This is a genomic window from Pseudomonas sp. TZ252, from assembly GCF_056110345.1.
Genome location: NZ_CM148566.1, coordinates 3,664,740 through 3,686,243, shown reverse-complemented (window position 1 = coordinate 3,686,243; position 21,504 = coordinate 3,664,740). Strand labels below are relative to the sequence as shown.

At 67.2% G+C, this 21,504-nt stretch carries 23 protein-coding genes and 1 pseudogene; 10 read left to right on the top strand and 14 right to left on the bottom strand.

The window, feature by feature from the left end:
• Positions 1 to 25: 25 nt before the first annotated feature.
• A complete protein-coding gene (locus tag ACYAF3_RS17065) occupies positions 26 to 439 on the bottom strand; it encodes a putative signal transducing protein (protein ID WP_009876983.1) in 414 nt (137 codons plus the stop codon).
• Between the two features lie 194 nt (positions 440 to 633).
• Between ACYAF3_RS17065 and ACYAF3_RS17060 the strand changes: the two genes are divergently transcribed.
• The 5 genes from ACYAF3_RS17060 to rlmF all read left to right on the top strand — a co-directional run bounded on the left by ACYAF3_RS17060 (position 634) and on the right by rlmF (position 6,435).
• A complete protein-coding gene (locus tag ACYAF3_RS17060) occupies positions 634 to 1,611 on the top strand; it encodes an ABC transporter substrate-binding protein (RefSeq protein ID WP_003092876.1) in 978 nt (325 codons plus the stop codon).
• A gap of 83 nt (positions 1,612 to 1,694) precedes the next feature.
• Positions 1,695 to 2,585 (top strand): ABC transporter permease, encoded by an 891-nt coding sequence (locus ACYAF3_RS17055; protein WP_003092881.1) that lies wholly within the window; start codon positions 1,695 to 1,697, stop codon positions 2,583 to 2,585.
• Positions 2,586 to 2,587: 2 nt separating this feature from the next.
• Positions 2,588 to 3,382: an ABC transporter ATP-binding protein gene (locus ACYAF3_RS17050; protein ID WP_003092883.1), complete on the top strand. Its 795-nt coding sequence runs from the start codon at positions 2,588 to 2,590 to the stop codon at positions 3,380 to 3,382.
• 118 nt (positions 3,383 to 3,500) lie between these two features.
• The gene (locus ACYAF3_RS17045; RefSeq protein WP_023088091.1) at positions 3,501 to 5,333 is read left to right on the top strand and encodes an SLC13 family permease; all 1,833 of its coding nucleotides are present in this window, start codon (positions 3,501 to 3,503) and stop codon (positions 5,331 to 5,333) included.
• 91 nt (positions 5,334 to 5,424) lie between these two features.
• Positions 5,425 to 6,435: a 23S rRNA (adenine(1618)-N(6))-methyltransferase RlmF gene (gene rlmF, locus ACYAF3_RS17040; protein ID WP_003092887.1), complete on the top strand. Its 1,011-nt coding sequence runs from the start codon at positions 5,425 to 5,427 to the stop codon at positions 6,433 to 6,435.
• A gap of 89 nt (positions 6,436 to 6,524) precedes the next feature.
• On the opposite strand, the gene exoS is transcribed toward rlmF, so the two are convergent.
• A complete protein-coding gene (gene exoS / locus ACYAF3_RS17035; protein WP_003113791.1) occupies positions 6,525 to 7,886 on the bottom strand; it encodes a T3SS effector bifunctional cytotoxin exoenzyme S in 1,362 nt (453 codons plus the stop codon).
• A gap of 187 nt (positions 7,887 to 8,073) precedes the next feature.
• On the opposite strand from exoS, the gene ACYAF3_RS17030 reads away from it, so the two are divergent.
• Positions 8,074 to 8,424, top strand: a complete 351-nt coding sequence (locus ACYAF3_RS17030; RefSeq protein WP_003111148.1) for a CesT family type III secretion system chaperone — start codon at positions 8,074 to 8,076, stop codon at positions 8,422 to 8,424.
• A gap of 289 nt (positions 8,425 to 8,713) precedes the next feature.
• Here ACYAF3_RS17030 and ACYAF3_RS17025 read toward each other — a convergent pair.
• Together ACYAF3_RS17025 and ACYAF3_RS17020 are read right to left on the bottom strand one after the other, a co-directional pair.
• Positions 8,714 to 8,953 (bottom strand): annotated as a pseudogene (locus ACYAF3_RS17025) (DUF2165 family protein); the annotation flags it as partial.
• A gap of 75 nt (positions 8,954 to 9,028) precedes the next feature.
• Positions 9,029 to 9,640 (bottom strand): glutathione S-transferase, encoded by a 612-nt coding sequence (locus ACYAF3_RS17020; RefSeq protein ID WP_003100574.1) that lies wholly within the window; start codon positions 9,638 to 9,640, stop codon positions 9,029 to 9,031.
• A 123-nt stretch (positions 9,641 to 9,763) separates the two neighbouring features.
• On the opposite strand from ACYAF3_RS17020, the gene ACYAF3_RS17015 reads away from it, so the two are divergent.
• Positions 9,764 to 10,660 carry a LysR substrate-binding domain-containing protein gene (locus ACYAF3_RS17015; protein WP_003100573.1) on the top strand — a complete coding sequence of 299 codons (897 nt, stop codon included), beginning with the start codon at positions 9,764 to 9,766 and terminating at the stop codon, positions 10,658 to 10,660.
• On the opposite strand, the gene ACYAF3_RS17010 is transcribed toward ACYAF3_RS17015, so the two are convergent.
• Positions 10,650 to 11,192, bottom strand: a complete 543-nt coding sequence (locus ACYAF3_RS17010; protein WP_003100571.1) for a hydrolase — start codon at positions 11,190 to 11,192, stop codon at positions 10,650 to 10,652. The genes ACYAF3_RS17015 and ACYAF3_RS17010 overlap by 11 nt on opposite strands.
• Before the next feature lie 103 nt (positions 11,193 to 11,295).
• Between ACYAF3_RS17010 and ACYAF3_RS17005 the strand changes: the two genes are divergently transcribed.
• From ACYAF3_RS17005 to yejK, 3 genes are all read left to right on the top strand, one after another.
• A complete protein-coding gene (locus ACYAF3_RS17005) occupies positions 11,296 to 11,766 on the top strand; it encodes an SRPBCC family protein (RefSeq protein WP_003100569.1) in 471 nt (156 codons plus the stop codon).
• Positions 11,767 to 11,839: 73 nt separating this feature from the next.
• On the top strand, positions 11,840 to 13,195 hold the full coding sequence (locus tag ACYAF3_RS17000; RefSeq protein WP_003111143.1) for a TAXI family TRAP transporter solute-binding subunit: 1,356 nt from the start codon (positions 11,840 to 11,842) through the stop codon (positions 13,193 to 13,195).
• 92 nt (positions 13,196 to 13,287) lie between these two features.
• Positions 13,288 to 14,292, top strand: a complete 1,005-nt coding sequence (gene yejK, locus ACYAF3_RS16995; RefSeq protein ID WP_003113787.1) for a nucleoid-associated protein YejK — start codon at positions 13,288 to 13,290, stop codon at positions 14,290 to 14,292.
• A gap of 42 nt (positions 14,293 to 14,334) precedes the next feature.
• On the opposite strand, the gene ACYAF3_RS16990 is transcribed toward yejK, so the two are convergent.
• From ACYAF3_RS16990 to ACYAF3_RS16950, 9 genes are all read right to left on the bottom strand, one after another.
• Positions 14,335 to 15,246 (bottom strand): hypothetical protein, encoded by a 912-nt coding sequence (locus ACYAF3_RS16990; RefSeq protein ID WP_003092910.1) that lies wholly within the window; start codon positions 15,244 to 15,246, stop codon positions 14,335 to 14,337.
• A gap of 88 nt (positions 15,247 to 15,334) precedes the next feature.
• Positions 15,335 to 16,087 carry a VIT1/CCC1 transporter family protein gene (locus ACYAF3_RS16985; RefSeq protein ID WP_009876987.1) on the bottom strand — a complete coding sequence of 251 codons (753 nt, stop codon included), beginning with the start codon at positions 16,085 to 16,087 and terminating at the stop codon, positions 15,335 to 15,337.
• A 3-nt stretch (positions 16,088 to 16,090) separates the two neighbouring features.
• The gene (locus ACYAF3_RS16980) at positions 16,091 to 17,026 is read right to left on the bottom strand and encodes a glutathione S-transferase family protein (protein ID WP_003092916.1); all 936 of its coding nucleotides are present in this window, start codon (positions 17,024 to 17,026) and stop codon (positions 16,091 to 16,093) included.
• Between the two features lie 120 nt (positions 17,027 to 17,146).
• Positions 17,147 to 17,836 (bottom strand): CatB-related O-acetyltransferase, encoded by a 690-nt coding sequence (locus ACYAF3_RS16975; RefSeq protein ID WP_003105028.1) that lies wholly within the window; start codon positions 17,834 to 17,836, stop codon positions 17,147 to 17,149.
• Between the two features lie 28 nt (positions 17,837 to 17,864).
• Positions 17,865 to 18,179 (bottom strand): GIY-YIG nuclease family protein, encoded by a 315-nt coding sequence (locus tag ACYAF3_RS16970; RefSeq protein ID WP_003119275.1) that lies wholly within the window; start codon positions 18,177 to 18,179, stop codon positions 17,865 to 17,867.
• Positions 18,172 to 18,873 (bottom strand): glutathione S-transferase C-terminal domain-containing protein, encoded by a 702-nt coding sequence (locus ACYAF3_RS16965; protein WP_003092922.1) that lies wholly within the window; start codon positions 18,871 to 18,873, stop codon positions 18,172 to 18,174. Before ACYAF3_RS16965 ends, ACYAF3_RS16970 begins: the two co-directional genes overlap by 8 nt.
• Positions 18,874 to 18,939: 66 nt before the next feature.
• Positions 18,940 to 19,422 (bottom strand): nuclear transport factor 2 family protein, encoded by a 483-nt coding sequence (locus ACYAF3_RS16960; RefSeq protein WP_003118297.1) that lies wholly within the window; start codon positions 19,420 to 19,422, stop codon positions 18,940 to 18,942.
• Positions 19,423 to 19,492: 70 nt separating this feature from the next.
• A complete protein-coding gene (pcsA, locus tag ACYAF3_RS16955; RefSeq protein WP_003105024.1) occupies positions 19,493 to 20,209 on the bottom strand; it encodes a phosphatidylcholine synthase in 717 nt (238 codons plus the stop codon).
• A 111-nt stretch (positions 20,210 to 20,320) separates the two neighbouring features.
• Complete coding sequence (locus ACYAF3_RS16950) at positions 20,321 to 21,346, bottom strand: amino acid ABC transporter substrate-binding protein (RefSeq protein ID WP_003119272.1); 1,026 nt, start codon at positions 21,344 to 21,346, stop codon at positions 20,321 to 20,323.
• Positions 21,347 to 21,504: the final 158 nt, after the last annotated feature.

The following is a 21,504-nucleotide window of genomic DNA, read 5'->3' as shown; positions in this document are numbered from 1 at the left end:
CCTCCCAGAGGCGGGCGTTTTGCTTTCACTCGCTTAGAGGCATCGGTACTTCGCTGCGGAAACCGCAGACCTCGCACACCAACCGACGCCGGATCGGCCACAGCGGTACGTTGAGCAGCAGGATCCCAAGGAAGGCCAGGCGGCGGCCGTCCACCTTCCAGGCCACCTGGTCGCCGCCACAACGCAAGCACTGGAACTCGCTGCTGCCCTGCTCGGCCCGCAGCGCCTCGCTTTCATCGGTGGCCAGCAGCGCCACCGCGTCTTCGCGACAGACCATGGGCACTTGCAGGCGCACGCCGCCCAGTGCGTTGGAGTACAGCCACTGCATGTTGATGGTGTGCTCGTCGGCGACGAACGCCGGAATTCCAGCGGCCTCCAGGCGGGCGCGAGCGATCTGCGCCTCCAGGGGATGGGAAAAACGGCCGATGGTCGTGAGCATGTCGCCTCCTTTCGGTCACGGTCCGACGCCGACACCTTACCCGGATCACCCCCAGCGGTAATCCCACCGCAAGAAAAAACATCAAACCTGCTGACGACTTGCGCGAAAAATGCGATGTTTCGGCCACGCTGTACCCGCACCGCCCAATCAGAACAATTCGCTACAGCGCGCCAATACAATCAGGAGATCGCCGCATGATGCAGGCCTATAAGAATAAATGGTTGCCCCTCAGTGCCCTGGCCCTTGGCATGGCCCTGTCCTTCGGCGCCAACGCCGAAGAGCAGAAGTCGGTGGCCGTGACCGCCATCGTCGAGCACCCGGCGCTGGACGCCGCTCGCGACGGGGTCAAGGAGGCCCTCCAGGAGGCCGGCTACGAAGACGGCAAGAACCTCAAGTGGCAGTACCAGAGCGCCCAGGGCAACACCGGCACCGCCGCGCAGATCGCCCGCAAGTTCATCGGCGACAAGCCCGACGTGATCGTCGGCATCGCCACTCCATCGGCCCAGGCGCTGGTGGCCGCGACCAAGAGCATCCCGATCGTCTTCAGCACCGTCACCGACCCGGTCGGCGCGCACCTGACGCCGAGCTGGGAAGCCTCCGGCACCAACGTCACCGGGGTTTCCGACATGCTCGCGCTGGACAAGCAGATCGAGCTGATCAAGAAAGTGGTGCCGGGCGCCAAGCGCATCGGCATGGTCTACAACCCGGGCGAAGCCAACTCCGTGGTGGTGGTCAAGGAGCTGAAGGAACTGCTGCCGAAGATGGGCCTGAGCCTGGTCGAAGCCTCGGCACCGCGTTCGGTGGACGTCAGCTCGGCGGCGCGCAGCCTGGTCGGCAAGGTCGACGCGATCTACACCAACACCGACAACAACGTGGTGTCCGCCTACGAGGCGCTGGTCAAGGTCGGCAACGACGCGAAGATCCCGCTGATCGCCTCCGACACCGACAGCGTCAAGCGCGGCGCCATCGCCGCCCTCGGCATTAACTACAAGGAGATGGGCAAGCAGACCGGCCGCATGGTGGTGCGCATCCTCAAGGGCGAGAAGCCGGGCGAGATCAAGCCGGAGACCAGCGACAACCTGCAGCTGTTCGTCAATCCCGGGGCCGCGCAGAAGCAAGGCGTGACCCTGTCCGACGAACTGCTCAAGTCAGCCGCGGAAGTCATCAAGTAAAAAAAGCGGCCGCCGGCCGCGGGCGTTCCGCCCGTGGCCGGACGGCACGATAATCCTGCCTTCACGCACTCGGTTACGAAGTCATGTCTCTGTTTTCCCTGTTCGGTGCCCTGGAGATCGGCCTGATCTTCAGCCTCGTGGCACTCGGCGTGTTCATCTCCTTCCGCCTGCTGCGCTTCCCCGACCTCACGGTGGACGGCAGCTTCCCGCTCGGCGGCGCGGTCTGCGCGACCCTCATCGCCCTTGGCTGGGACCCGTACAGCGCGACCCTGGCGGCCACCGCCGCCGGTGCACTGGCCGGGCTGGCCACCGGCCTGCTCAACGTCAAGCTGAAGATCATGGACCTGCTCGCCAGCATCCTGATGATGATCGCGCTCTACTCGATCAACCTGCGCATCATGGGCAAGCCCAACGTACCGCTGATCGCCGAGCCGACATTGTTCACCCTGCTGCAGCCGGAATGGCTCAGCGACTACGTGTTCCGCCCGCTGCTGCTGGTGTTCATCGTGATCGCCGCGAAGCTGCTGCTGGACTGGTTCTTCACCACCCAGAAAGGCCTGGCGATCCGCGCCACCGGCTCCAACCCGCGGATGGCCCGTGCCCAGGGGGTCAACACCGGCGGCATGATCCTGCTCGGCATGGCCATCTCCAACGCGCTGGTGGCGTTGGCCGGCGCGCTGTTCGCGCAGACCCAGGGCGGCGCCGATATCTCCATGGGTATCGGCACCATCGTCATCGGCCTGGCCGCGGTGATCGTCGGCGAGAGCATCCTGCCCTCGCGCCGGCTGATCCTGGCGACCCTCGCGGTGATCCTCGGCGCCATCGTCTACCGCTTCTTCATCGCCCTGGCGCTGAACAGCGATTTCATCGGCTTGCAGGCCCAGGACCTGAACCTGGTCACCGCGGTGCTGGTCACCGTCGCCCTGGTGATTCCGATGATGAAGAAACGCCTGCTCGGCAAGAAGGGAGCCTGACCATGCTCAGCGCGAAGAACCTGAAGATCACCTTCAACCCCGGCACCCCCATCGAGACCCGCGCCCTGCGCGGCCTGTCGCTGGACATCCCGGCCGGCCAGTTCGTCACCGTGATCGGCTCCAACGGCGCCGGCAAGTCGACCTTCCTCAACGCGGTATCCGGCGACCTGCCGATCGACAGCGGGCAGATCCTGATCGACGACGAAGACGTCACCCGCAAGCCGGTCTGGGCCCGCGCCAACCGCGTCGCGCGAGTGTTCCAGGACCCCATGGCGGGTACCTGCGAGGACCTCACCATCGAGGAGAACATGGCCCTGGCGCAGCGTCGCGGTGCCGGTCGCGGTCTCGGCAGGGCGGTGCAGGCATCGATGCGCGACGGTTTCCGGGAAAGCCTGGCGACCCTCGGCCTCGGCCTGGAGAACCGCCTCGGCGACCGCATCGGCCTGCTCTCCGGCGGCCAGCGCCAGGCCGTCAGCCTGCTGATGGCGGCGCTGCAGCCGTCGCGCATCCTGTTGCTCGACGAACACACCGCGGCGCTCGACCCGCGCACCGCCGACTTCGTCCTGCATCTCACCGCACGGATCGTCGCCGAGAAGAAACTCACCACCATGATGGTCACCCACAGCATGCGCCAGGCGCTGGACGTGGGCGAGCGCACGGTGATGCTGCACCAGGGCCAGGTGGTGCTGGACGTCTCCGGCGAGCAACGCAAGGGCCTCGACGTACCGGACCTGCTGGCAATGTTCGAGAAGGTGCGCGGCGAGAAGCTCGCCGACGACGCCCTCCTCCTCGGCTGACAGAGCCACGGCGCCTCTCCGCTGCGAAGCGGGGAGGCGCCGTCGACCTGCAGCAGATCAAGGCGCGATCCGCGTCCGTCTGCCACACTCGCAGGCATCCTCCCGCTCAGATGCCCGCATGAACCTCGAACTGCTCTGGGTGGTCGGCCTGCTCGCCACCACCGTCGTCCTCTTCATCCACAACCGCCTGCGCCTGGACGTGATCGCCCTGCTGGTGATCATGGCCTTCAGCGTCAGCGGAACCCTTACCCTCAACGAAGCCCTGGCCGGCTTCAGCGATCCCAGCGTGATACTGATCGCCGCGCTGTTCGTGATCGGCGAAGGCCTGGTGCGTACCGGGGTGGCCTACCAGGTCGGCGACTGGCTGATCGCCCGCGCCGGCAGCAGCGAAGCGCGCCTGCTGGTACTGCTGATGCTGGCGGTGGCCGGGCTGGGCTCGGTGATGAGTTCCACCGGGGTGGTGGCGATCTTCATCCCGGTGGTCCTGAGCATCGCCGCCAAGCTGAAGATCCCTCCGGGCCGGCTGATGATGCCGCTGGCCTTCGCCGGACTGATCAGCGGCATGATGACCCTGGTCGCCACGCCACCGAACATGGTGGTCAACAGCGAGCTGGCGCGCGAGGGTCATGCCGGCTTCGGCTTCTTCGCCTTCACCCCGATAGGCCTGATGGTGCTCGCCATCGGCGTGGCCTACATGCTGCTCACGCGCAACTGGCTGAACGCCGCCAGCCCGGCGGAAGTCGGCGCGCCGAAGGCACGGCGGACCCTGCGCGACCTGATCCGCGACTATCGCCTGGCCGGCCGCGAGCGGCGCCTGCAGGTCCAGCTCGGCTCGCCGTTGATCGGCAGCACCCTGGAAGAACTGCAACTGCGCACCCGCCTGGGCGCCAACGTGGTCGGCCTGGAGCGGGTACGCAAGTTCCACAGCGAGGTGGTCAAGGTCGGCGGCAGCACCGAGCTGAAGGCGGGCGACGTGTTGCTGCTGGACGTCTTCGCCCCTCCGGAGGACATGGACCGGCGCTGCGCCGAGCTGAACCTGGTGCGCCTGCCGTTCCGCGCCAGCTACTTCATCGACCAGTCGCGGGAGGTCGGCATGGCCGAGGTGACTCTGCCGCCGGACTCCACCCTGCTCGGCAAGAGCGTCCTGGAACTGGGCTTCCGTTCGCAGTACGGGCTCAACGTGGTCGGCCTGCGTCGCGACCACGAAGCGCTCACCGACGGCATGCTGGAAGAGAAGCTGCGCCTGGGCGATACCCTGCTGGTGATCGGCGCCTGGAAGGCGATCCGCCAGTTGCAGGGACGCAACCGCGATTTCCTGGTGCTCAGCCTGCCGGCGGAGATCGACGAGGTGGCGCCGGCCCTGAGCAAGGCGCCGCACGCCCTGCTCAGCCTGGCCGTGATGGTGGCGCTGATGGTCAGCGGGGTGGTGCCCAACGTGGTCGCGGCACTGGTCGGCTGCCTGTTGATGGGCCTGTTCCGTTGCATCGACATGGACGGCGCCTACCGCGCCATCCATTGGCAAAGCCTGGTCCTGATCGTCGGCATGCTGCCCTTCGCCCTGGCCCTGCAGAAGACCGGCGGTATCGACCTGGTGGTCTCGCTGCTGGTCGACGCCCTCGGCGACGCCGGCCCGCGCGTGCTGCTGGCCAGCCTGTTCCTGCTCACCGCGGCCATCGGCCTGTTCATCTCCAACACCGCTACCGCGGTGCTGATGGCGCCGATCGCCATCGCCACCGCCAAGCAGATCGGCGCCTCGCCCTACCCCTTCGCCATGGTGGTGGCGGTGGCGGCCTCGGCAGCCTTCATGACGCCGATTTCCTCGCCGGTGAACACCCTGGTGCTGGGCCCTGGCCAATACCGCTTCGGCGACTTCGTCCGGATCGGCGTGCCATTTACCCTGCTGGTGATGTTCGTCTGCGTGCTGGTGATTCCGTGGCTGTTTCCATTGTGACCGGGCCAGGAGCGCGCCGCTCGGCAGAAACACTGGCCAGCCTCCGGCGGATGTGAATAATGCCCGCCTCGCCGTCACGGAAACCGAGAACATGCCCCGCCCGACCAGCCCGCATCCCGACGCCGAGCGCAAGAGCGCCAGCCCGCTGCACCCGCGCAATCGCCACCTGGGACGCTACGACTTTCCGCGCCTGATCGCCGGCAGCCCGGAACTGGAGCGCTTCGTCATCCTCAATCCGTACGGCAGGCAGAGCATCGACTTCGCTGATCCGGCGGCGGTGAAAGCCTTCAACCGCGCGCTGCTGCAACAGTTCTACGACGTACGCGAGTGGGATATACCCGATGGTTACCTGTGCCCGCCCATCCCCGGTCGCGCCGACTACCTGCACTACCTGGCCGACCTGCTCGGCGCCAGCCACGATGGCCTGATTCCACGCGGTCCCGGCCTGCGTGCGCTGGACGTCGGAACCGGAGCCAACTGCATCTACCCGCTGCTCGGCCACCACGAATACGGCTGGCGCTTCGTCGGCGCCGACATCGACCCGCAATCGCTGGCCTCGGCCGCTGCGATCCTCGCCGCCAACCCACGCTTCGCCGCTGCCATCGAGTTGCGCCGGCAGCCTGATCGCAGGCAGATATTCCAGGGCCTGATCGGCGTCGATGAGCGCTTCGACATGACCCTCTGCAACCCGCCCTTCCACGCCTCGCTGGACGAAGCCACGCGCGGCAGCCGGCGCAAGTGGAAGAACCTCGGCAAGCTCGACCCGACCCGTACCCTGCCGCTACTGAACTTTGGCGGCCAGGGCGCCGAGCTGTACTGCGAGGGCGGCGAAGCGGCCTTCCTGGCCGGCATGGCCGAGGAAAGCCGGGCGTTCGCCACGCAGGTGTTCTGGTTCACCACCCTGGTATCCAAGGCGAGCAACCTGCCGAACCTCCAGGAGCGCCTGAAGACGTTGGGCGCCAGCGATATCCGCGTGGTGGACATGGCCCAGGGACAGAAGCAGAGCCGCTTCGTCGCCTGGACCTACCTCGACAAGAAGCAGCGCCGGGCCTGGCGCAAGGAGCGTTGGACAGCAGCCCTCCTGGAACCACTGGGCGAATAGCCAGCACGCCTCTCCACCCAGATCCGCTGCCGAGCCAAGAATCGGACACCCCAAGGTGTCCGTTCGTGACGTCTTTCTTTTACGACCGGTCAGGCCAGATCAAGGCCACGCATCCTCAGGCGTACATCCTGTTCCTGGACCTCGCCTGAACGTTCCGGTTTGCTTGCCAGGTCGAGAGCATCGAGCAGTCCCTGGCTATGGCCACTCTGCTCCCCCAGGGCCGCCTCTTCGAGGACCCGGCGGGTCACTCCCTGCTCATCGCTGGCGCTCAGCAGCACGCGCATGTCGGTCTCTTTGTTATAGAGAATCTCTTTTTCATTCTTGTAGTTCGATATCCCGCTGACATCGATTCCGGACCTGCCGAACACGGTGGATATCGTGCCCTGCCCGAAGCTCCTCGCGACACCGGGGTTCAGGGAGGTGGAGAGATAGCCGTCGTCGTGGCCAACCTTGCCCTCTTCCACCGCATTGAAGGCATCCCCGCCACGGGTGCCACGGAAAGTCTTCACTACCTGTTCAGCCTGTCCGCTCTTCTCGAAGGCCGCGGACATACCTTGGTCGATCAGCTTTTGTCCCGCATCCAGCTCCTGCCCCTGACGCAGAGCGCGATTCAGGTCCGCGTAGTGAATGCCGGTGTAGAGACCAAGCGCCATCACTTCGGCGTCACTGTGGATGCCACCAGGCTGTCTGCCCAGGTACTTTTCCGCATCCGCCCCGAACCGCTTCACCAGGCCATCCGCCAGCGCCTTGTCGGCCGATACTCTGCTGACCTCGCTCTCTACCGCTTGGCGCAACAGTGCGACCTCGCTCATTACCTGATGCAACTGGTCGGTGATTTCGCGCCGCAGTTCCGGGCTTGCGTCGAGCACCAGTTGACTCGCGGCACCGCCGGTGGTGCCCCACTGCTGCAGCGCGATCCCGCCGATGCTCCGTTCGAGCAGGCGGCCAGCCTGGATACGGGACTCCTCGACCTGGCTGCCGGCACGAATGCCGGCCAAGGCGGTGCTCAGCGAACGCAGCGCCCCATCTCCGCTGGCCAGGCGGGAGTGCTCCCGGGCCAGTCCTTCCGGTGTCAGGGTCGCCAGCTCGCTCGCCTTGTCGAGTCCCTTCAAGGTCATGGGCAATGCCTGCTGCAGCACCATCTGCTTGAACACGACGGCCGAGGACATGACCGCAGGCTGCGCGTCCTGACTGGGCTGCGGGCCGGTGCGGGCGTGGGAGCCCAACAGTTTGCCCAGCCAGTCCATGATCGCCACGAAGGGACGCACGAGCGCCGCGCCCAGGCGAGCGAGCAGCCCCTCACCCTTCGGCGCGTCCTGGCGCTGGGCCAACTGCTGCGCTTCACTGGGGGTGGCGACCTGGCGGGCCTCAATCTGTCCCAAACGCCCACTGGCGGCCTGGTGCAATTCGACGGCGAAAGACGGACTCTGCTGAAGCGATTGAATATGCATGATGGTTGCCTTCTCCTGATGTTTCTCCGCCAGTCTAGGAACGGGAAACCCCATCGCCTATCAGGATTGGCCGCCGTTTTTTCACTGGAATCGGCAGCGGCAAAACCTAAAAAAAGAGAACCACGATTAACAGTCTCTCCGGGCTGGCACTGCTCTAATAGCCGCCTCCAGTGACTCGGAACACGCCATGAATCCACTCTACCGCGCCGCCATCCACCAGCTTTTTCTCGCTCTCGATCTCCCGACGCCCAATGACGAGGAGAGCGTACTCAGCCTGCAGGTGGGCCCGCATCTCTGCCATCTGGCAGAACATCCGACCGATCACCTGTTGATGTTCACCCGCCTGGAAGGACAAGGAGACGCTACGGCCAGCGAGCAGAACCTGTTCAGCCAGGACCCTTGCAAGCCGATCCTGGGCCGCGACCCCGAAAGCGGCGAACGGCTGCTCTGGAACCGCCAGCCCTTGCAGTTGCTGGACAGGGCCCAGATCCACCATCAACTCGAACAACTGGTCGCCGCCGCCGAAGAGCTGCGCTGAGCCCAGTCGGGCGAAAGGAGCCGATGCAGCAGGTTCTGCTTTTCTCGAAGAACCCGGGGCTGAACTCCAGTGACCATGCCGAGCCAGCCGGAGCACCTGCCCTCGAGGCAGCCGGCTGCCACTGCCCGGGGGCAGTTCCAACTGCGTCAGCCCATGCAGCGCGTGCGAACAGAGGGGAGCCGAGGGATCGGGTGGCAGGAGCGAGATGCGACTTCGCGCTATCGACGGGCGTCCGGCTCGCTCCACTGTCGCCGTCCTCGCGTCCTGCTCCTCGTACCGGCAGTCCCCATCAGTTCCAGCGGACGTTGAGCACGAAGAAGTTTGCCAGCACCCAGACCACCAGCAGCAGGTGGGTCAGTTGCAATCCCTCCTGGCGGATCCAGTAGCCGAACCAGAGCCCGCCCAGCAGCATGCCGAAGAGCAAGCCGAGGGCCGCGCTCAGGACCAGGCTGAGCCAGGGCCGGGCCGCCTCCAGGCCGGCGCCGAACAGCAGTTCGCAACAACCGGTCCGGGCCGTGACGACGGCAGCGACCTACAGCGAACCGAGGCCGGGCGCAGGCGGAATCGAGCCGTTCGAGGGGCGCCAGCCTGGCGCCTCGCGGGCTCAGACCGGCGGCGTATCGAGGAACACCGGCAACCCCTCCGCATAATCCGAATAGCTTGCCAGTTCCGGGTATTCGCTGGCGGCGACCCGCTCCGCGACCACCAGTTGGCTGAAGCGCCAGGCCACCGCGACGGTCACCCCGACCAGCTCGATGCCACCGTCGCGTGCCAGCGGCTCCTGGCGCAGCGCTGCCTCCAGCCAGTCGTAGGCCGCCAGCAACTGCCCCTCCACCCGCTCCAGCCAGGGGCCGTGGCGGCGTTCCTCGGGACGCAGGTTCAGTTCGTAGTAGATCTGCACGGATTTCTCGCAGGCCACCAGCGCCGCGCCGATCAGACTCAACGCCCGTGCACGGGCCTGCGGCCGTTGCGGCAGCAGACTGCGTTCGCGGCCGGCCAGGCACTCCAGGTAATCGAGGATCAGGCTGGAGTCCATCAGCACGGTGCCATCGTCCAGCACCAGCGTGGGCGCCTTGACCATCGGGTTGAACAGGCTGAACGCCTGGAAATTGCGGAACACCGACAGCGGCCGGTGCTCGTAGGGCAGGTCCAGCAGGCGCAGGGCGATGGCGACCCGGCGCACAAAAGGCGAATCCAGCATACCGATCAGTTGCATCGCGGCATCCTTTGTCGATGATTAAGCGCCGCTAAGAGGGCGACGCCTGGGAAAATCACTCTAGTCGTTGCACAACGCGAAAAATATCGAGATAAATTCAGCGAATCCTTTAGAAAAACTTACATGAGCGACCTCCCTCCCCTCACCGCCCTGCGCAGCTTCGAAGCGGTCGCCCGGCTCGGCAGCATCAGCCAGGCCGCCAGCGAGCTGCACGTCACCCACTCAGCGATCAGCCAGCAAATCAAGCTGCTGGAAAACCTCCTCGGCCTGGCCCTGTTCGTCCGCGAGGGGCGCGGCCTGCGCCTGAGCGAGAACGGCCGGTTCTACGCCCTGCAGGTACGCGCCTCTCTGGGCGAGATCGCCGACGCCACGCGGGTGGTGCGGGCGCGTCCGCGGGAGGGCGAGCTGGTGGTCACGGTGATGCCGTCCTTCGGCCTGAACTGGCTGCTGCCGCGCCTGCCGCGCTTTCGCGAGCGCCATCCGCACTGTCGCGTGCGGCTGGTGGCCAGTCTCGACGTGCAGAACCTGCGCCAGGGCCTGGCCGACCTCGGCGTACGCATCGGCAAGGGCGACTGGGAAGGGGTCGGTCGGGAACGCCTGTTCGACGACGAGTTGCTGATGGTCGCCGCGCCCGACTTCAACGGCGGCCGCCTGCCGCGCACGCCGAGCGAGATCGTCGCCTGCCCTACCCTGCGCTCCACCGAATCCTGGGCGCTCTGGTGCCAGCGTGCCGGCGTGGCGGAACCGCAGCACGGACTGCTGATCAACGACTCGAACCTGCTGCTGGAAGCCGTGCGCCTGGGCCAGGGCATCGCCCTGGAGCGTCGCAGCCTGGTCGCCGGCGCCCTCGCCGAGGGCCGCCTGGTGCAACTGGGCGACATCCGCGTGCCCTACCCCTATCCCTACTGGCTGGTCTGGCCGCAGCGCGAGCCGCCGAGCGACCGCCACCAGGCCTTCGCCGACTGGCTGCGCGAGGAGGCCCGGCGCTACCAGGCCGAGCAACCGCCGCTCAGCGAATGAAGTTGCGGCTGATCTCGCGGAAGCGGTCGCTGCCGGCGCGTTCCATCCATTCGAAGGCGACCATCTCCCGCGACACGATCATCGCCCCGGCCTGGCGCATCCGCTCCACGGCCAGCGCCTTGTCGCTCGGCCGCCGCGAGCCGATCGCCTCCTCCACGACGAACACTTCGCGACCACGGCCAAGCAGGTCGAGCACGGTCTGCAGCACGCAGACGTGCGCCTCGCTGCCGCAAACCACGAACTGCCGGCGGTCGCCGCCGGGCGCGCGCAGCAGGGCGCCGTCGGCGGCGGCCGAGAAGTCCAGCTTCTCGAGGATCTGCGTGGGCTCCAGCTCATCGCGCAGGGCCGCCACCGTCGGCCCCAGGCCCTTGCTGTACTGCTCGCTGGCCAGCACCGGCACGTCCAGTGCGCGGGCCACGCGCAACAACCACTGGCTGTACTCGACCAGCGCCGGACCGTCGTCGATGGCCGGCAGCAGGCGTTCCTGGATATCGACCACCAGCAGGGTCGAGGTTGCGGCGCGGATCAGCATGGCGTCCTCCTTCGGTTCGACGTCTCGGTTCGTCTGGCTTAGGCTTGCACGGCACGGGCGCCATGGACAGCGCGTCCTCCCACAACCCTAGCAGGAGCCTGCGATGAATATCAGCCTGCATTTCGAATCGCGCCTGCAGGCCAGCCCCGAACAGCTCTGGCGGTGGATCACCTCGGTGGACGGGATACTCCGCGAGATACGCCCGTTGCTGAGCATGAGCGTACCGCCCGGTATCCGCAGCCTCGAAGACCTGGAGGTAGTGCCCCGGCGCCCGCTGTTCCGCAGCCACATGCGCCTGTTCGGCTTGCTGCCGCTGGGCACTTCGCAACTGACCCTGCTGGAGCTGACGCCCGGCCACGGCTTCATCGAACAGTCGCCGATGACCGGCATGCGCCTCTGGCGCCACGAGCGACGCATCCTGCCGACACCGGGCGAGGCCGGGGAATGCCTGCTGGTCGACCAGTTGACCGTGCGCCCGCTATTCGCCGCCGGACTGGTACGCTGGTTCCTCACCCGCATCTTCCGGCATCGCCACCGGGTGCTCTGCCGGCAGTTCCGCACGGACCGCCGGTGACCCTCGGCTACGCTGAGGAGTGCGCCCGCCCGCATCCGTCATACCCTTCTGGAGAGCAGCACAAGGACCGCTCATGAATCGCATCAAGCACCTGCTCAAGGACCTCGCCATCCTGATCCGCGCCAACCTCTGGCTGATCCCGGTGATCGCCGCCCTGGTCGCCGCGGTGTTCTATTTCGTCGCCCCACCGCCGCCGATGAGCGCGACCATGGCCACCGGCGCCGAGGGCGGCGGCTACGCCGTGTTCGCCGGCAAGCTCCGGGAAAAGCTCAAGGAGCAGGGCTTCGAACTGAAGCTGGTGCCCAGCGCCGGCTCGCGCGACAACCTGGAGCGCCTGCTCGGCACCGGCGAGGTCGACATCGCCTTGGTCCAGAGCGGCCAGGAGCGCCAGCTCGAAGCCGGGCAGGCGCGCCAGTTGCAGACCCTCGGTGCGGTCTACCAGGAACCGCTCTGGCTGTTCCACCGCAGCAACGTGCACATCGACCAGCTCAGCGACCTGCTGCACCTGCGCCTGGCCATCGGCAGCGACGGCAGCGGCACCCGCGCCGCCACCGAGGCGATCCTGCAGGCCAACGACATCGCCCCGGGACACTATCCGATCACCTGGGAAGCCCGCGGCGGCAACGCGGTGGTCGACGACCTGCTGGCCGGCAAGCTGGACGCGGCGTTCATCGTCGGCCCGGCGGAGAACCCGGCGATCCAGAAATTGGCCGACAACGACCAGCTTCGCCTGGTCAACTTCCGCCGCAGCGCCGCCTACGAGGCGCGCCTGCCGTTCCTCAAGCGGGTCGAGGTCGGCGAAGGCCTGCTCAACCTGCCGCGCAACGTGCCGGAACGAAACATCAGCACCCTGTCGCCGGTGGCCACCCTGGTGATCAACGAACGCTTCCACCCGGCGCTGATCCCGCTGGTGCTGGAAGCCGCGCGCGAGGTGATGAAGGACGGCAGCCTGCTCGACAAGCCCGGCGCCTTCCCCAGCGCCGAGCCGCGCACCCTGCGCCTGCACGAGGACGCCGAGCGCTACTACAAGAGCGGCCTGCCGCTGCTGCAGCGCTACCTGCCGTTCCGCATCGCCTCCCTGGCGGACCGCTACATCATCCTGCTGATCCCGTTCATCGCCATCCTCATCCCGCTGATGAAGTCCATCGGCCCGCTGTATCGCTGGCGCATCCGCGCGCGCATCTACCGCTGGTACCGCTACATCCGCGACATCGACCGCAAGCTCGACAGCGGTACCGACGCCGAGCAACTGAGAAGCGAGATCGAGCGGCTGGAGAAACTGGAGAGCGAGCTGAACACCGTGGAGGTGCCGCTCTCCTACTACCACGAGCTGTACGAGCTGCACCTGCACCTGAACTTCGTGATCAAGCGCCTGCACGGTCTGCAGGAACGCCAGGCGACGCAGGCAGAAGCCGGCAACCTCGGGTAAACTGGCCGATCCGCGGGCGCGCCAGCGGCGTGTCCCGCAGCGTCGCGGAAACCTGCGCGGCGCCGCCGATTACCTGAAAGGTCGAACCTGACATGCCGATCCATCACGCCATCGTCCACCTGATCGAGAAGAAGCCCGACGGCACCCCGGCCGTGCTCCACGCGCGCGACGCCGAGTTGGGCGACTCCCAGGCCATCGAGAACCTGCTGGCCGACCTCAACGAAAGCTACAACGCCAAGAACAAGGCCTGGGGCTTCTTCCAGGGCGAGTCCGGGGCCTACCCGTTCAGCGGCTGGCTCGGTGAGTACCTGGAGGGCGATCGCGACTTCGTCGGCTTCAGCCGCGAAGCGGTCGAACACCTGCAGAAGCTGATGGAGGAGTCCAATCTCTCCACCGGCGGCCACATCCTGTTCGCCCACTACCAGCAAGGCATGACCGACTACCTGGCGATCGCCCTGCTGCACCACAGCGAAGGCGTGGCGGTGAACGAGTCGCTGGAGGTCACCCCGTCGCGCCACCTGGACCTCGGCCAGTTGCACCTGGCCGCGCGGATCAATATCTCCGAATGGCGCAACAACAAGCAGTCGAAGCAGTACATCTCGTTCATCAAGGGCAAGGGCGGGAAGAAGGTCTCCGACTATTTCCGCGACTTCATCGGCTGCCAGGAAGGGGTGGATTCGCCGAGCGAGACGCGCACCCTGCTGAAAGCCTTCAGCGATTTCGTGGAAAGCGAGGACATGGCCGAGGAACAGGCCCGCGAGAAGACCGAGACGCTGGTCGACTACGCCACCTCCCAGGCGCGCATCGGCGAGCCGATGACCCTCGACGCGCTTTCGGAACTGATGGACGACCAGCAACCGCGGGCGTTCTACGACTACATCCGTAACAAGGACTACGGCCTGTCGCCGGAAATCCCGGCGGACAAGCGCACCCTCAACCAGTTCCGCCGCTTCACCGGCCGCGCCGAAGGCCTGTCGATCAGCTTCGAGGCGCACCTGCTGGGCTCCAAGGTGGAATACGACGAAGAGCGCGACATGCTGATCATCCGCCAGTTGCCGACCCAGTTGAAGGACCAGCTCAAGCGGCGCAAGGACTGACCCGCGCCGCCCCGGAGCGCCGCCGGCGCTCCCTTTCCCTCCTCAGCCGCAGGCCCAGTCGAAGCGCATGTCGCGGAAATCGAGCTGGGCGTTGCCGCCGCCGAAGTTGTAGCCGCCCAGGTATTCCTCGAACTCTACGTAGAAGGGACTCATCTCCGGTACGCCCTGCACCGGACGCATGGTGCCGCCGATATGGTTCGGCAGGTGCCCTTCCACCCAGGGATGCTCGCGGTAGTTGTCGCGCTCGATCTTGCCGTCCAGCCAGTAGTGCGGCAGCTGGTAGCCGCCGTCGCCGTATTCGCTGGGCACCACCCCGGCGTTGGGGTCTTGCGCCCGCGCCGTCCAGCGCAGGGGGTAGCGCTGCTGGTGGCCGGCCGCCGGGCGGCCACCGAGGGCGCGCAGCAGGTAGTAGTCGTCCTCCGCCCAGTCCGGCACGAAGCTGGCCGCCGAACCAGCCTCCAGCCACTGCGGCGGCTCGGTCTGCGCCAACAGCGGGTTGCCCGCCGGCAGCGCCGGCGGCTGGCAGGGCGCGCCGCTGAATTCAGCGGCGTCGAGCAGGATCAACGCATAGGCGCCGCCAAGGATGTCCTCCATCCGATGCAGACGCGGATGGCTATTGCGCCCGGCCTCCCAGAACGGCCGCAGTTCCGCGTCGGCCGGCGGTTGCGCGGGCGGATCGATGAGCATCTCGCGAATGCCGTCGACGCTGGTCGGTCCACCGTCGTTCTGGTCCGGGGCGAGGGAGAAGAAGCTCAGCGCGACGATCTCCGGGCCATGCACCCGGTAGTCCTCCGGCAGCAGCAGGGTGAAGCCGTGCATCAGCGGATAGCCGGTGTCCGGATCCAGCGGCCACTGCTCCGGACGGATGCCCGGCGGCAGGCCGAAGCACCAGCCGTGGTTGGCTTCGCCGGCGTGCGCGGCGTCGTTGACGATTTCGATGTCGTAGGCGTTCATGGCCACTCCCTGGTCGGTTTTTCCTGTTCCCGGCCACGCCGGCCGGGTGTCGCAGTGTAAAACGGCGTCCCCGGCAGGCGAAGGACTTTCAGCCCAGGCCCACGCCGAGCGCGGTGCCCAACCCATAGGTGAAGGCCGCGGCAAGGGTACCGACCAGCACCTGGCGCAACGCCGAGAACGCCAGCGGCCGCCCGGTGAAACGGGCGGTGACCGCGCCGCTGAACAGCAGCGCAAGCAGGCTGGACAGCAGGCTTGCGACCAGCGCCGCGGCACCGTCGAGGAACAGGAACGGCGCCACCGGCACCAGGGCGCCAAGGGAAAACAGCAGGAACGACGTGCCCGCCGCGTTCCACGGGTTGCCGCCCAACTCCGTCGGATCGATGCCGAGGGCCTCGCGGGACAAGGTGTCCAGCGCGCCACGACCGTCGTTCATCAGTTGCAGGGCCACGCGCCGGGCGGACACCTCGCTCAGCCCCTTGGCAGTGAAGATATCGATCAGTTCCTGGGTCTCGGTGTCCGGGCAGAGCCTGAGCAGGCGTTCTTCCTCGGCGATGCGCTTGCTCGCCATCTCGCGGGCGTTGGTCACCGACAGCCACTCGCCGAGGGCCATCGAACAGGCCCCGGACACCAGTCCGGCCATCCCGGTGAGGACGATGGACGAATGCGCCATGCTCGCACCCGCCACGCCCATCACCAGGCACAGGTTCGACACCAGGCCATCGTTGGCACCGAGCACCGCGGCGCGCAGCTTGGTGCCGGCGTCGCGGTCCGGCCTCGCCTCGGGCAACGCGCACTGCGGCGGATCGGCGTCCGGCCGCAGCGGCGGGGTCTCCGCCGGCATGCCTCAACGCGCCTCGATGCGAAAGCCCAGGCGCGGGAAATGCACATGCACGGTACCCGCCCGCGGGTCTTCGCGGCGCAGGATGAGTTCCTCGCTGCCGGCGAAGAGCAGTTCGCCCTGTACCGCGTCGACACCGTAGTCGGTGGCGGCGATGGCGACCGCCTGGCCGGGCAGGAAACCGTTGGGGTCGCTGAAGGATTCGTCCGGCAATGCCGCGGGCTGGCTGCCGCGAGCCACCTCCAGGGCTTCCTCCGCACTCATCTCGGCTGGCGCGCCATGGCCGAAGCCGAGCACCCGTCCCAACCAGGCCTGCACCTGCGGGTAATCGTCGACCAGCGGCGCGGTGACCGGCGTGCCCTTGAGGAACCACAGGCAGTGCGCCACGGCGAAGTCGGCGACGGACGCTTCGCCGAACAGGAAATCGCCGTCCTCGCGCGACAACTGGCGCTCCAGTCGCGCCATGAATGCCGGCCACTGGTGGCGCGCCTGTTCCAGCGGCAGGCGGCCGGCGCTGCCGCCGCTGAATAGCTGGCTGCGATCGGCCATGAAGGCCTTGAGGAATTCCGGCGGCAGCTTGCCGAAACGCACGGCGATGGACTCCGGGGCGAACGCCAGGCTTACCGCGTGCTGGAACAGCACCGCGTCGGCCCACTGGGCGAAGCTCGCGGCGACCATCTCCTGGCCTTCGGGAAACAGCGCCGGAACCGCCTTTTCCTGCTCCAGGCGACGGGCGATCAACGCGGTATCGCAATACACATCGGCGCCGACCTGCAACACCGGGGTCTTCCGATAGCCGCCGGTCAGCGCCACCAGGTCCGGCTTGGGCATCACCGGCGGAATCATCACCGAACGCCAGGACAGTTGCTTGAAACCGAGCAGCAGGCGCGCCTTCTCGGCGAAGGGCGAAGTGGGATAGTGATGCAGGATCAGCTCTGACATGGGCGCCTCCGGGCGGATGTGAGGCACCAGCTTAGCGCGGCTGAGAAAACACGCCTATGACAATCCGGGACATGAAGGGCGCCCCATCGCCTGGCCCGATGGGCCTGGCGATGGGCGCGCTCAATCCAGCCGGCACCCCTGGCGGGTGATGGTCATCCGCCGGTACGCCGCACGCGGCGCCTCGCGCGCCTCCAGGGCGGCGAGGAACTCCCGGGGTCGGTCCAGCGGCAGGCCGGTGAGGAAGGCGCTATCCAGCTCCCACCAGCGTGAGGCGAGCAGGCCCTCGATGATCTCCGGCGGATGCCGGTAGCGGATCACCTGCGCCGGAGTCCCGGCGACGATGGCATAGGGCGGCACGTCGCGAGTGACCACGGCGCGCGTGGCGATGATCGCCCCAGTCCCGACCTTGACCCCTTCCATCACCATCGCGCTGTGCCCGATCCAGACGTCGTGGCCGATTTCCGCGTAGCTCAGCGCCGGCTCGTAGCGCAGCGCGGTGCCGGTGTGCTGGAAGGGGTGGCTGCTCACCCAGTCGCTGGGATGGGTGTGTTTTTCCTGGCCGATGAAGCAGTCCGAGCCGATCGAGCAGAAACGCCCGATGGACGCCACCAGGGACAGGTCGGTGCCGCTGCGCACATAGCTGTAGGCGCCGATCTCCAGCCTCGGCGGGACGATGCGCAGGTGGCCGAGTTCGACCCGCTCCTCGAGCACCAGCGTGGTGCGCTTGCCGACACTGGCCGGGCCGCCGGCCAGCTTGCAGCCGCGGCGGCGGATCCAGCGTTTCCACCAATGATTCTTCAGGTAACCCACGAATACCCCATGACCGCAGATGAACGTCCTAGATTGCCGGCTCGCCGACCTCGCGCAACACCGGTACGCCGACCAACAGGCGCTCCTTGGCGCGCTTGCTCAGGGCCTTGATCGCCCGCTCGCGGCGCAGGGCGTCGCCCTTGCTGGCGCAGGCCTCGACGTAGACCAGCGCGCGGGCGGGGCTGGAATGGAAGAACCGCGCGCCCTTGCCGCTGCAATGAGTGTCGAAGCGGCGCAGCGGATCGTCGCTGATGCCGCAGTACAACGCGCCGTTTTCCGCCCTCACCAGGTAGACCGACCAACACTTCCCGATCGCCGCCGTGGCGGCCGTCGCCTCACTCACTCCAGACCCGCTCCCGCATCCGCTCGCAATACGCCACCAGGCGCGGATAGCCTCGCGCCACATGGCTGAGTGGGGTATCCAGGGTCGCCTCGATGAGGTTGGCGAGGATACCGTAAGCGGCGGCATCGGCGCTGCACGGATGTTCGCCGCCGTAGTACGGGACCTGGCCAAGCAGGCCGTCGAGGGCATCGAGGTCGTCGCGGGCGAAGGCCAGCAGTTCGTCCCTGCCGTGGACCCCGAGTCCCTGCGCCCTGAGGGTAGCGCGGACCTTGCGGCGCATGGCCCAGGCCACCGCGTCGCGCACGCCGAATGGCAGCGAGCCGAAGAATACCGGCTTGAGCACGCGCCAGCTGTCCTCATCGAACCAGCGGAAATACAGCATCAGGTAGTACAGGTGTTCGTCGCACAGGCGCGTGATCGCCCGTGCCCAGCCCTTGCCCCGGGCATCCAGGCCGGCGTCGAGAGTGACCCCGTAGCGCTCGCCGAGGGTACGGATGACGATCTCGCTGTCACCGATCGCCTCGCCCTCGATACGCACGTAGGGCAGCTTGCCCTTGGGCGCCTTGCGCGGGTCGCTGACGACCTTCACCTGATACTCCAGGCCGGCCAGGCGCAACCAGGTTTCCAGTTTCAGGCAGTAGGGACTGGCATTGGGTACGTTGAATGCGGCGGGAAACTGGAAGAGCGTGATCATCGCGGCGTCCTGCGGGTTGTCCGCGGCGAGCTTAGGAGATTATCCGCGCTTCGGCCACCGACAGCCTCAGCCGGCCGCCGGATGGGCAGCCTGGTAGGCGGCCAGGCCCTTGCGCGCCTGCCCGCGGATCGCCCGCTGCACCGGCGGCGCCCAGCCCAGCAGCAGGCCCTTGGCGCCAAGCGCCTGGCGGCTCCAGCGCCACAGGTCGAACTGGTCGCGATGCTCGACGATCAAACCGCCGGCGAAGCGGAAACGGGCCTCGATGCGATTCTCCACCCTGCGCCCGGTCTGGGTGAACAGGTAGTGGGCCACCCATTGCGCACGCCCCTCGTTCTCGTCGGCGCGGACGTTCGCGTAGTCCAGGCGGAAGTCCCGCGCCCGGCTGGTCAGCAGGCGCCACATGTCGCCCACCTCGCGCCCGCGCAGTTCGCCGAAGGCCGGGTCGTGGAAGGTCGCCTGGGGAGCGTAGCAGGCCGCCATGGCCTCGCCGTCGAGGCGCTGGAAGGCCTGGTAGAAGCGCTCGATCAGTTCGGCGTTGGGGTGGGCCATGCGGGGTTCCTTGCGATGATAGGGACTTGCCAGGCGTCCCCAGGCGGGAACGCCGTCGTGCCGGGTCGTTTCAGCCGAACCACTCGCGGGCGCTGCGCCAGAGGCAGATACCGACGAAATAGGCCGAGGCGGCGAACCACAGGCCGAGCAGGATCGGCAGGTCGGCCGGCTGCTGAACGATCAGCAGACCGCTGCTGATCAGCCAGACGAAAGTCACGGCGATGTTCAGCGGCATGAACTGGCGCACGCGGAACGGGTGGAGGAACTTCATCCGGGTCAGGGTCAGGGCAGCCAGCACCAGCACCGTGGCGAGGTTGACCCAGGGGTGCAGGTCGAGCACGTAGAAGTACACCGCCACCACGTTCCAGGCGGCCGGGAAGCCGACGAAGTAGTTATCGGTGCTCTTCATGTTGACGTTGCAGAAGCAGAACAGCGATGAAACCAGGATCACGCCCACCGCCAGCAGCTCGAAATGCTCCGGCAGGGGGATGTAGCGGTAGATGAAGATGGCCGGGATGAACACGTAGGTCAGGTAGTCGATCACCAGGTCGAGCACCGAGCCGTCGAAATGCGGCAGCATTTCCTTGACTTCGTACTTGCGCGCCAGGGTGCCGTCGAGGCCGTCCACCAGCAGGGCCAGGCCGAGCCAGAGCAGGCAGGCCTGGGGTTTGTTGTCGACCAGCGCGAGCAGGGCCAGCAAGGCCAGGATCACGCCACTGGCGGTGACGGCGTGGACGCCCCAGGCCTTGGCTTTGTTGATGGGAGTCATCGATAGGTTCACGGGCATTTCTCTTGTTCGGTGTTCGGCATGACGCGTCGCTCTATAGTGCACCGGCACCGGTGCGTCTGTCTGTTATCGGATTGTCGGTGCTGGCGAGAGTTCAGCCAGCCCCGCCGGTCAGCGAATCGGCGGCGCATAGTGCAGGCCGCCGAGATTCCATTGCGCGTTGAGGCCGCGCGGCATCTTCAGCGGGCTGCCGTCGCCGACGTTGCGGGCGAAGATCTCGCCATAGTTGCCGACCTGGCGCACCATCTGCACCACCCAGTCGCGCGGCAGTTGCAAGTCCTTGCCGGCGTCGCCCTCGCTGCCGAGCAGGCGGGCGACGTCCGGGTTGCGGCTGTCCCTGGCCTGGCGCTCGACGTTGCTCGAGGTGACCCCCAGCTCCTCCGCGTTGAGCAGGCCGTACAGGGTCCAGCGGACGATGTTGAACCAGGCTTCGTCGCCCTGCCGCACGGCCGGGCCGAGCGGCTCCTTGGAGATCACTTCCGGCAGCACCACGTACTGCTCCGGCTTGGCCAGCTTCAGGCGCTGGGCGTAGAGCTGCGACTGGTCGGAGCTGAGCACGTCGCACTGCCCCGCCTCCAGTGCACGGGCGCTCTTCTCGTAGCTGTCGTCGAGCACCGCCTTGTAGCGGATGCCGTGCGCCCGGAAGTAGTCCGCCACGTTCAGCTCGTTGGTGGTGCCGGACTGGATGCACACCGTCGCGTCCTTCAGTTCGCGGGCGCTGGACACGCCGAGCTTGCGATTGACCAGGAAGCCCTGGCCGTCGAAATAGGTGACGCCGGTGAAGTGGATGCCCAGCGCGGTATCCCGCGAGCTGGTCCATGAGGTGTTGCGCGACAGCAGATCGACCGTGCCGGACTGCAACGCCGAAAACCGCTCGGTGGCGGACAGCGGGGTGAAGCGCACCTTCTCGGCATCGCCGAACAGCGCGGCGGCCAGCGCCCGGCAGATGTCGACGTCGAGCCCCTTGAAACGGCCCTTGGCGTCGGCGTAGGAGAACCCCGGCAGGCCGTCGCTGACGCCGCACTGCACGTAGCCCTTGCGCTTCACCGCATCCAGCGTCGCACCGGCCTCGGCCGTGGCGCTGGCGCCGAGGCAGACAGCGGCCAGCAGCAGCCAGGTACCTTTCATTATTGTCATCTGTTCGCCACTCCCTTCGCCGCCCCTGGGTGAACCGCCGGCCCCGCGCCGGTCGCTTCCCGGGCCGGTCGCCGCACTGTAACCGCAAGCGCCGCGGCACCGGCAGAGGCAGCCGGCGGCGCGACCGCGGCGGGCGACGAACGGCGTACCCGGCGCAC

Excerpts from the sequence above, each read along its gene's own strand:
- ACYAF3_RS17065 (WP_009876983.1), bottom strand. The coding sequence starts at position 439 with ATGCTCACGACCATCGGCCGTTTTTCCCATCCCCTGGAGGCGCAGATC.
- ACYAF3_RS17060 (WP_003092876.1), top strand. The coding sequence starts at position 634 with ATGATGCAGGCCTATAAGAATAAATGGTTGCCCCTCAGTGCCCTGGCC.
- ACYAF3_RS17055 (WP_003092881.1), top strand. The coding sequence starts at position 1,695 with ATGTCTCTGTTTTCCCTGTTCGGTGCCCTGGAGATCGGCCTGATCTTC.
- ACYAF3_RS17050 (WP_003092883.1), top strand. The coding sequence starts at position 2,588 with ATGCTCAGCGCGAAGAACCTGAAGATCACCTTCAACCCCGGCACCCCC.
- ACYAF3_RS17045 (WP_023088091.1), top strand. The coding sequence starts at position 3,501 with ATGAACCTCGAACTGCTCTGGGTGGTCGGCCTGCTCGCCACCACCGTC.
- rlmF (WP_003092887.1), top strand. The coding sequence starts at position 5,425 with ATGCCCCGCCCGACCAGCCCGCATCCCGACGCCGAGCGCAAGAGCGCC.
- exoS (WP_003113791.1), bottom strand. The coding sequence starts at position 7,886 with ATGCATATTCAATCGCTTCAGCAGAGTCCGTCTTTCGCCGTCGAATTG.
- ACYAF3_RS17030 (WP_003111148.1), top strand. The coding sequence starts at position 8,074 with ATGAATCCACTCTACCGCGCCGCCATCCACCAGCTTTTTCTCGCTCTC.
- ACYAF3_RS17020 (WP_003100574.1), bottom strand. The coding sequence starts at position 9,640 with ATGCAACTGATCGGTATGCTGGATTCGCCTTTTGTGCGCCGGGTCGCC.
- ACYAF3_RS17015 (WP_003100573.1), top strand. The coding sequence starts at position 9,764 with ATGAGCGACCTCCCTCCCCTCACCGCCCTGCGCAGCTTCGAAGCGGTC.
- ACYAF3_RS17010 (WP_003100571.1), bottom strand. The coding sequence starts at position 11,192 with ATGCTGATCCGCGCCGCAACCTCGACCCTGCTGGTGGTCGATATCCAG.
- ACYAF3_RS17005 (WP_003100569.1), top strand. The coding sequence starts at position 11,296 with ATGAATATCAGCCTGCATTTCGAATCGCGCCTGCAGGCCAGCCCCGAA.
- ACYAF3_RS17000 (WP_003111143.1), top strand. The coding sequence starts at position 11,840 with ATGAATCGCATCAAGCACCTGCTCAAGGACCTCGCCATCCTGATCCGC.
- yejK (WP_003113787.1), top strand. The coding sequence starts at position 13,288 with ATGCCGATCCATCACGCCATCGTCCACCTGATCGAGAAGAAGCCCGAC.
- ACYAF3_RS16990 (WP_003092910.1), bottom strand. The coding sequence starts at position 15,246 with ATGAACGCCTACGACATCGAAATCGTCAACGACGCCGCGCACGCCGGC.
- ACYAF3_RS16985 (WP_009876987.1), bottom strand. The coding sequence starts at position 16,087 with ATGCCGGCGGAGACCCCGCCGCTGCGGCCGGACGCCGATCCGCCGCAG.
- ACYAF3_RS16980 (WP_003092916.1), bottom strand. The coding sequence starts at position 17,026 with ATGTCAGAGCTGATCCTGCATCACTATCCCACTTCGCCCTTCGCCGAG.
- ACYAF3_RS16965 (WP_003092922.1), bottom strand. The coding sequence starts at position 18,873 with ATGATCACGCTCTTCCAGTTTCCCGCCGCATTCAACGTACCCAATGCC.
- ACYAF3_RS16960 (WP_003118297.1), bottom strand. The coding sequence starts at position 19,422 with ATGGCCCACCCCAACGCCGAACTGATCGAGCGCTTCTACCAGGCCTTC.
- pcsA (WP_003105024.1), bottom strand. The coding sequence starts at position 20,209 with ATGCCCGTGAACCTATCGATGACTCCCATCAACAAAGCCAAGGCCTGG.
- ACYAF3_RS16950 (WP_003119272.1), bottom strand. The coding sequence starts at position 21,346 with ATGACAATAATGAAAGGTACCTGGCTGCTGCTGGCCGCTGTCTGCCTC.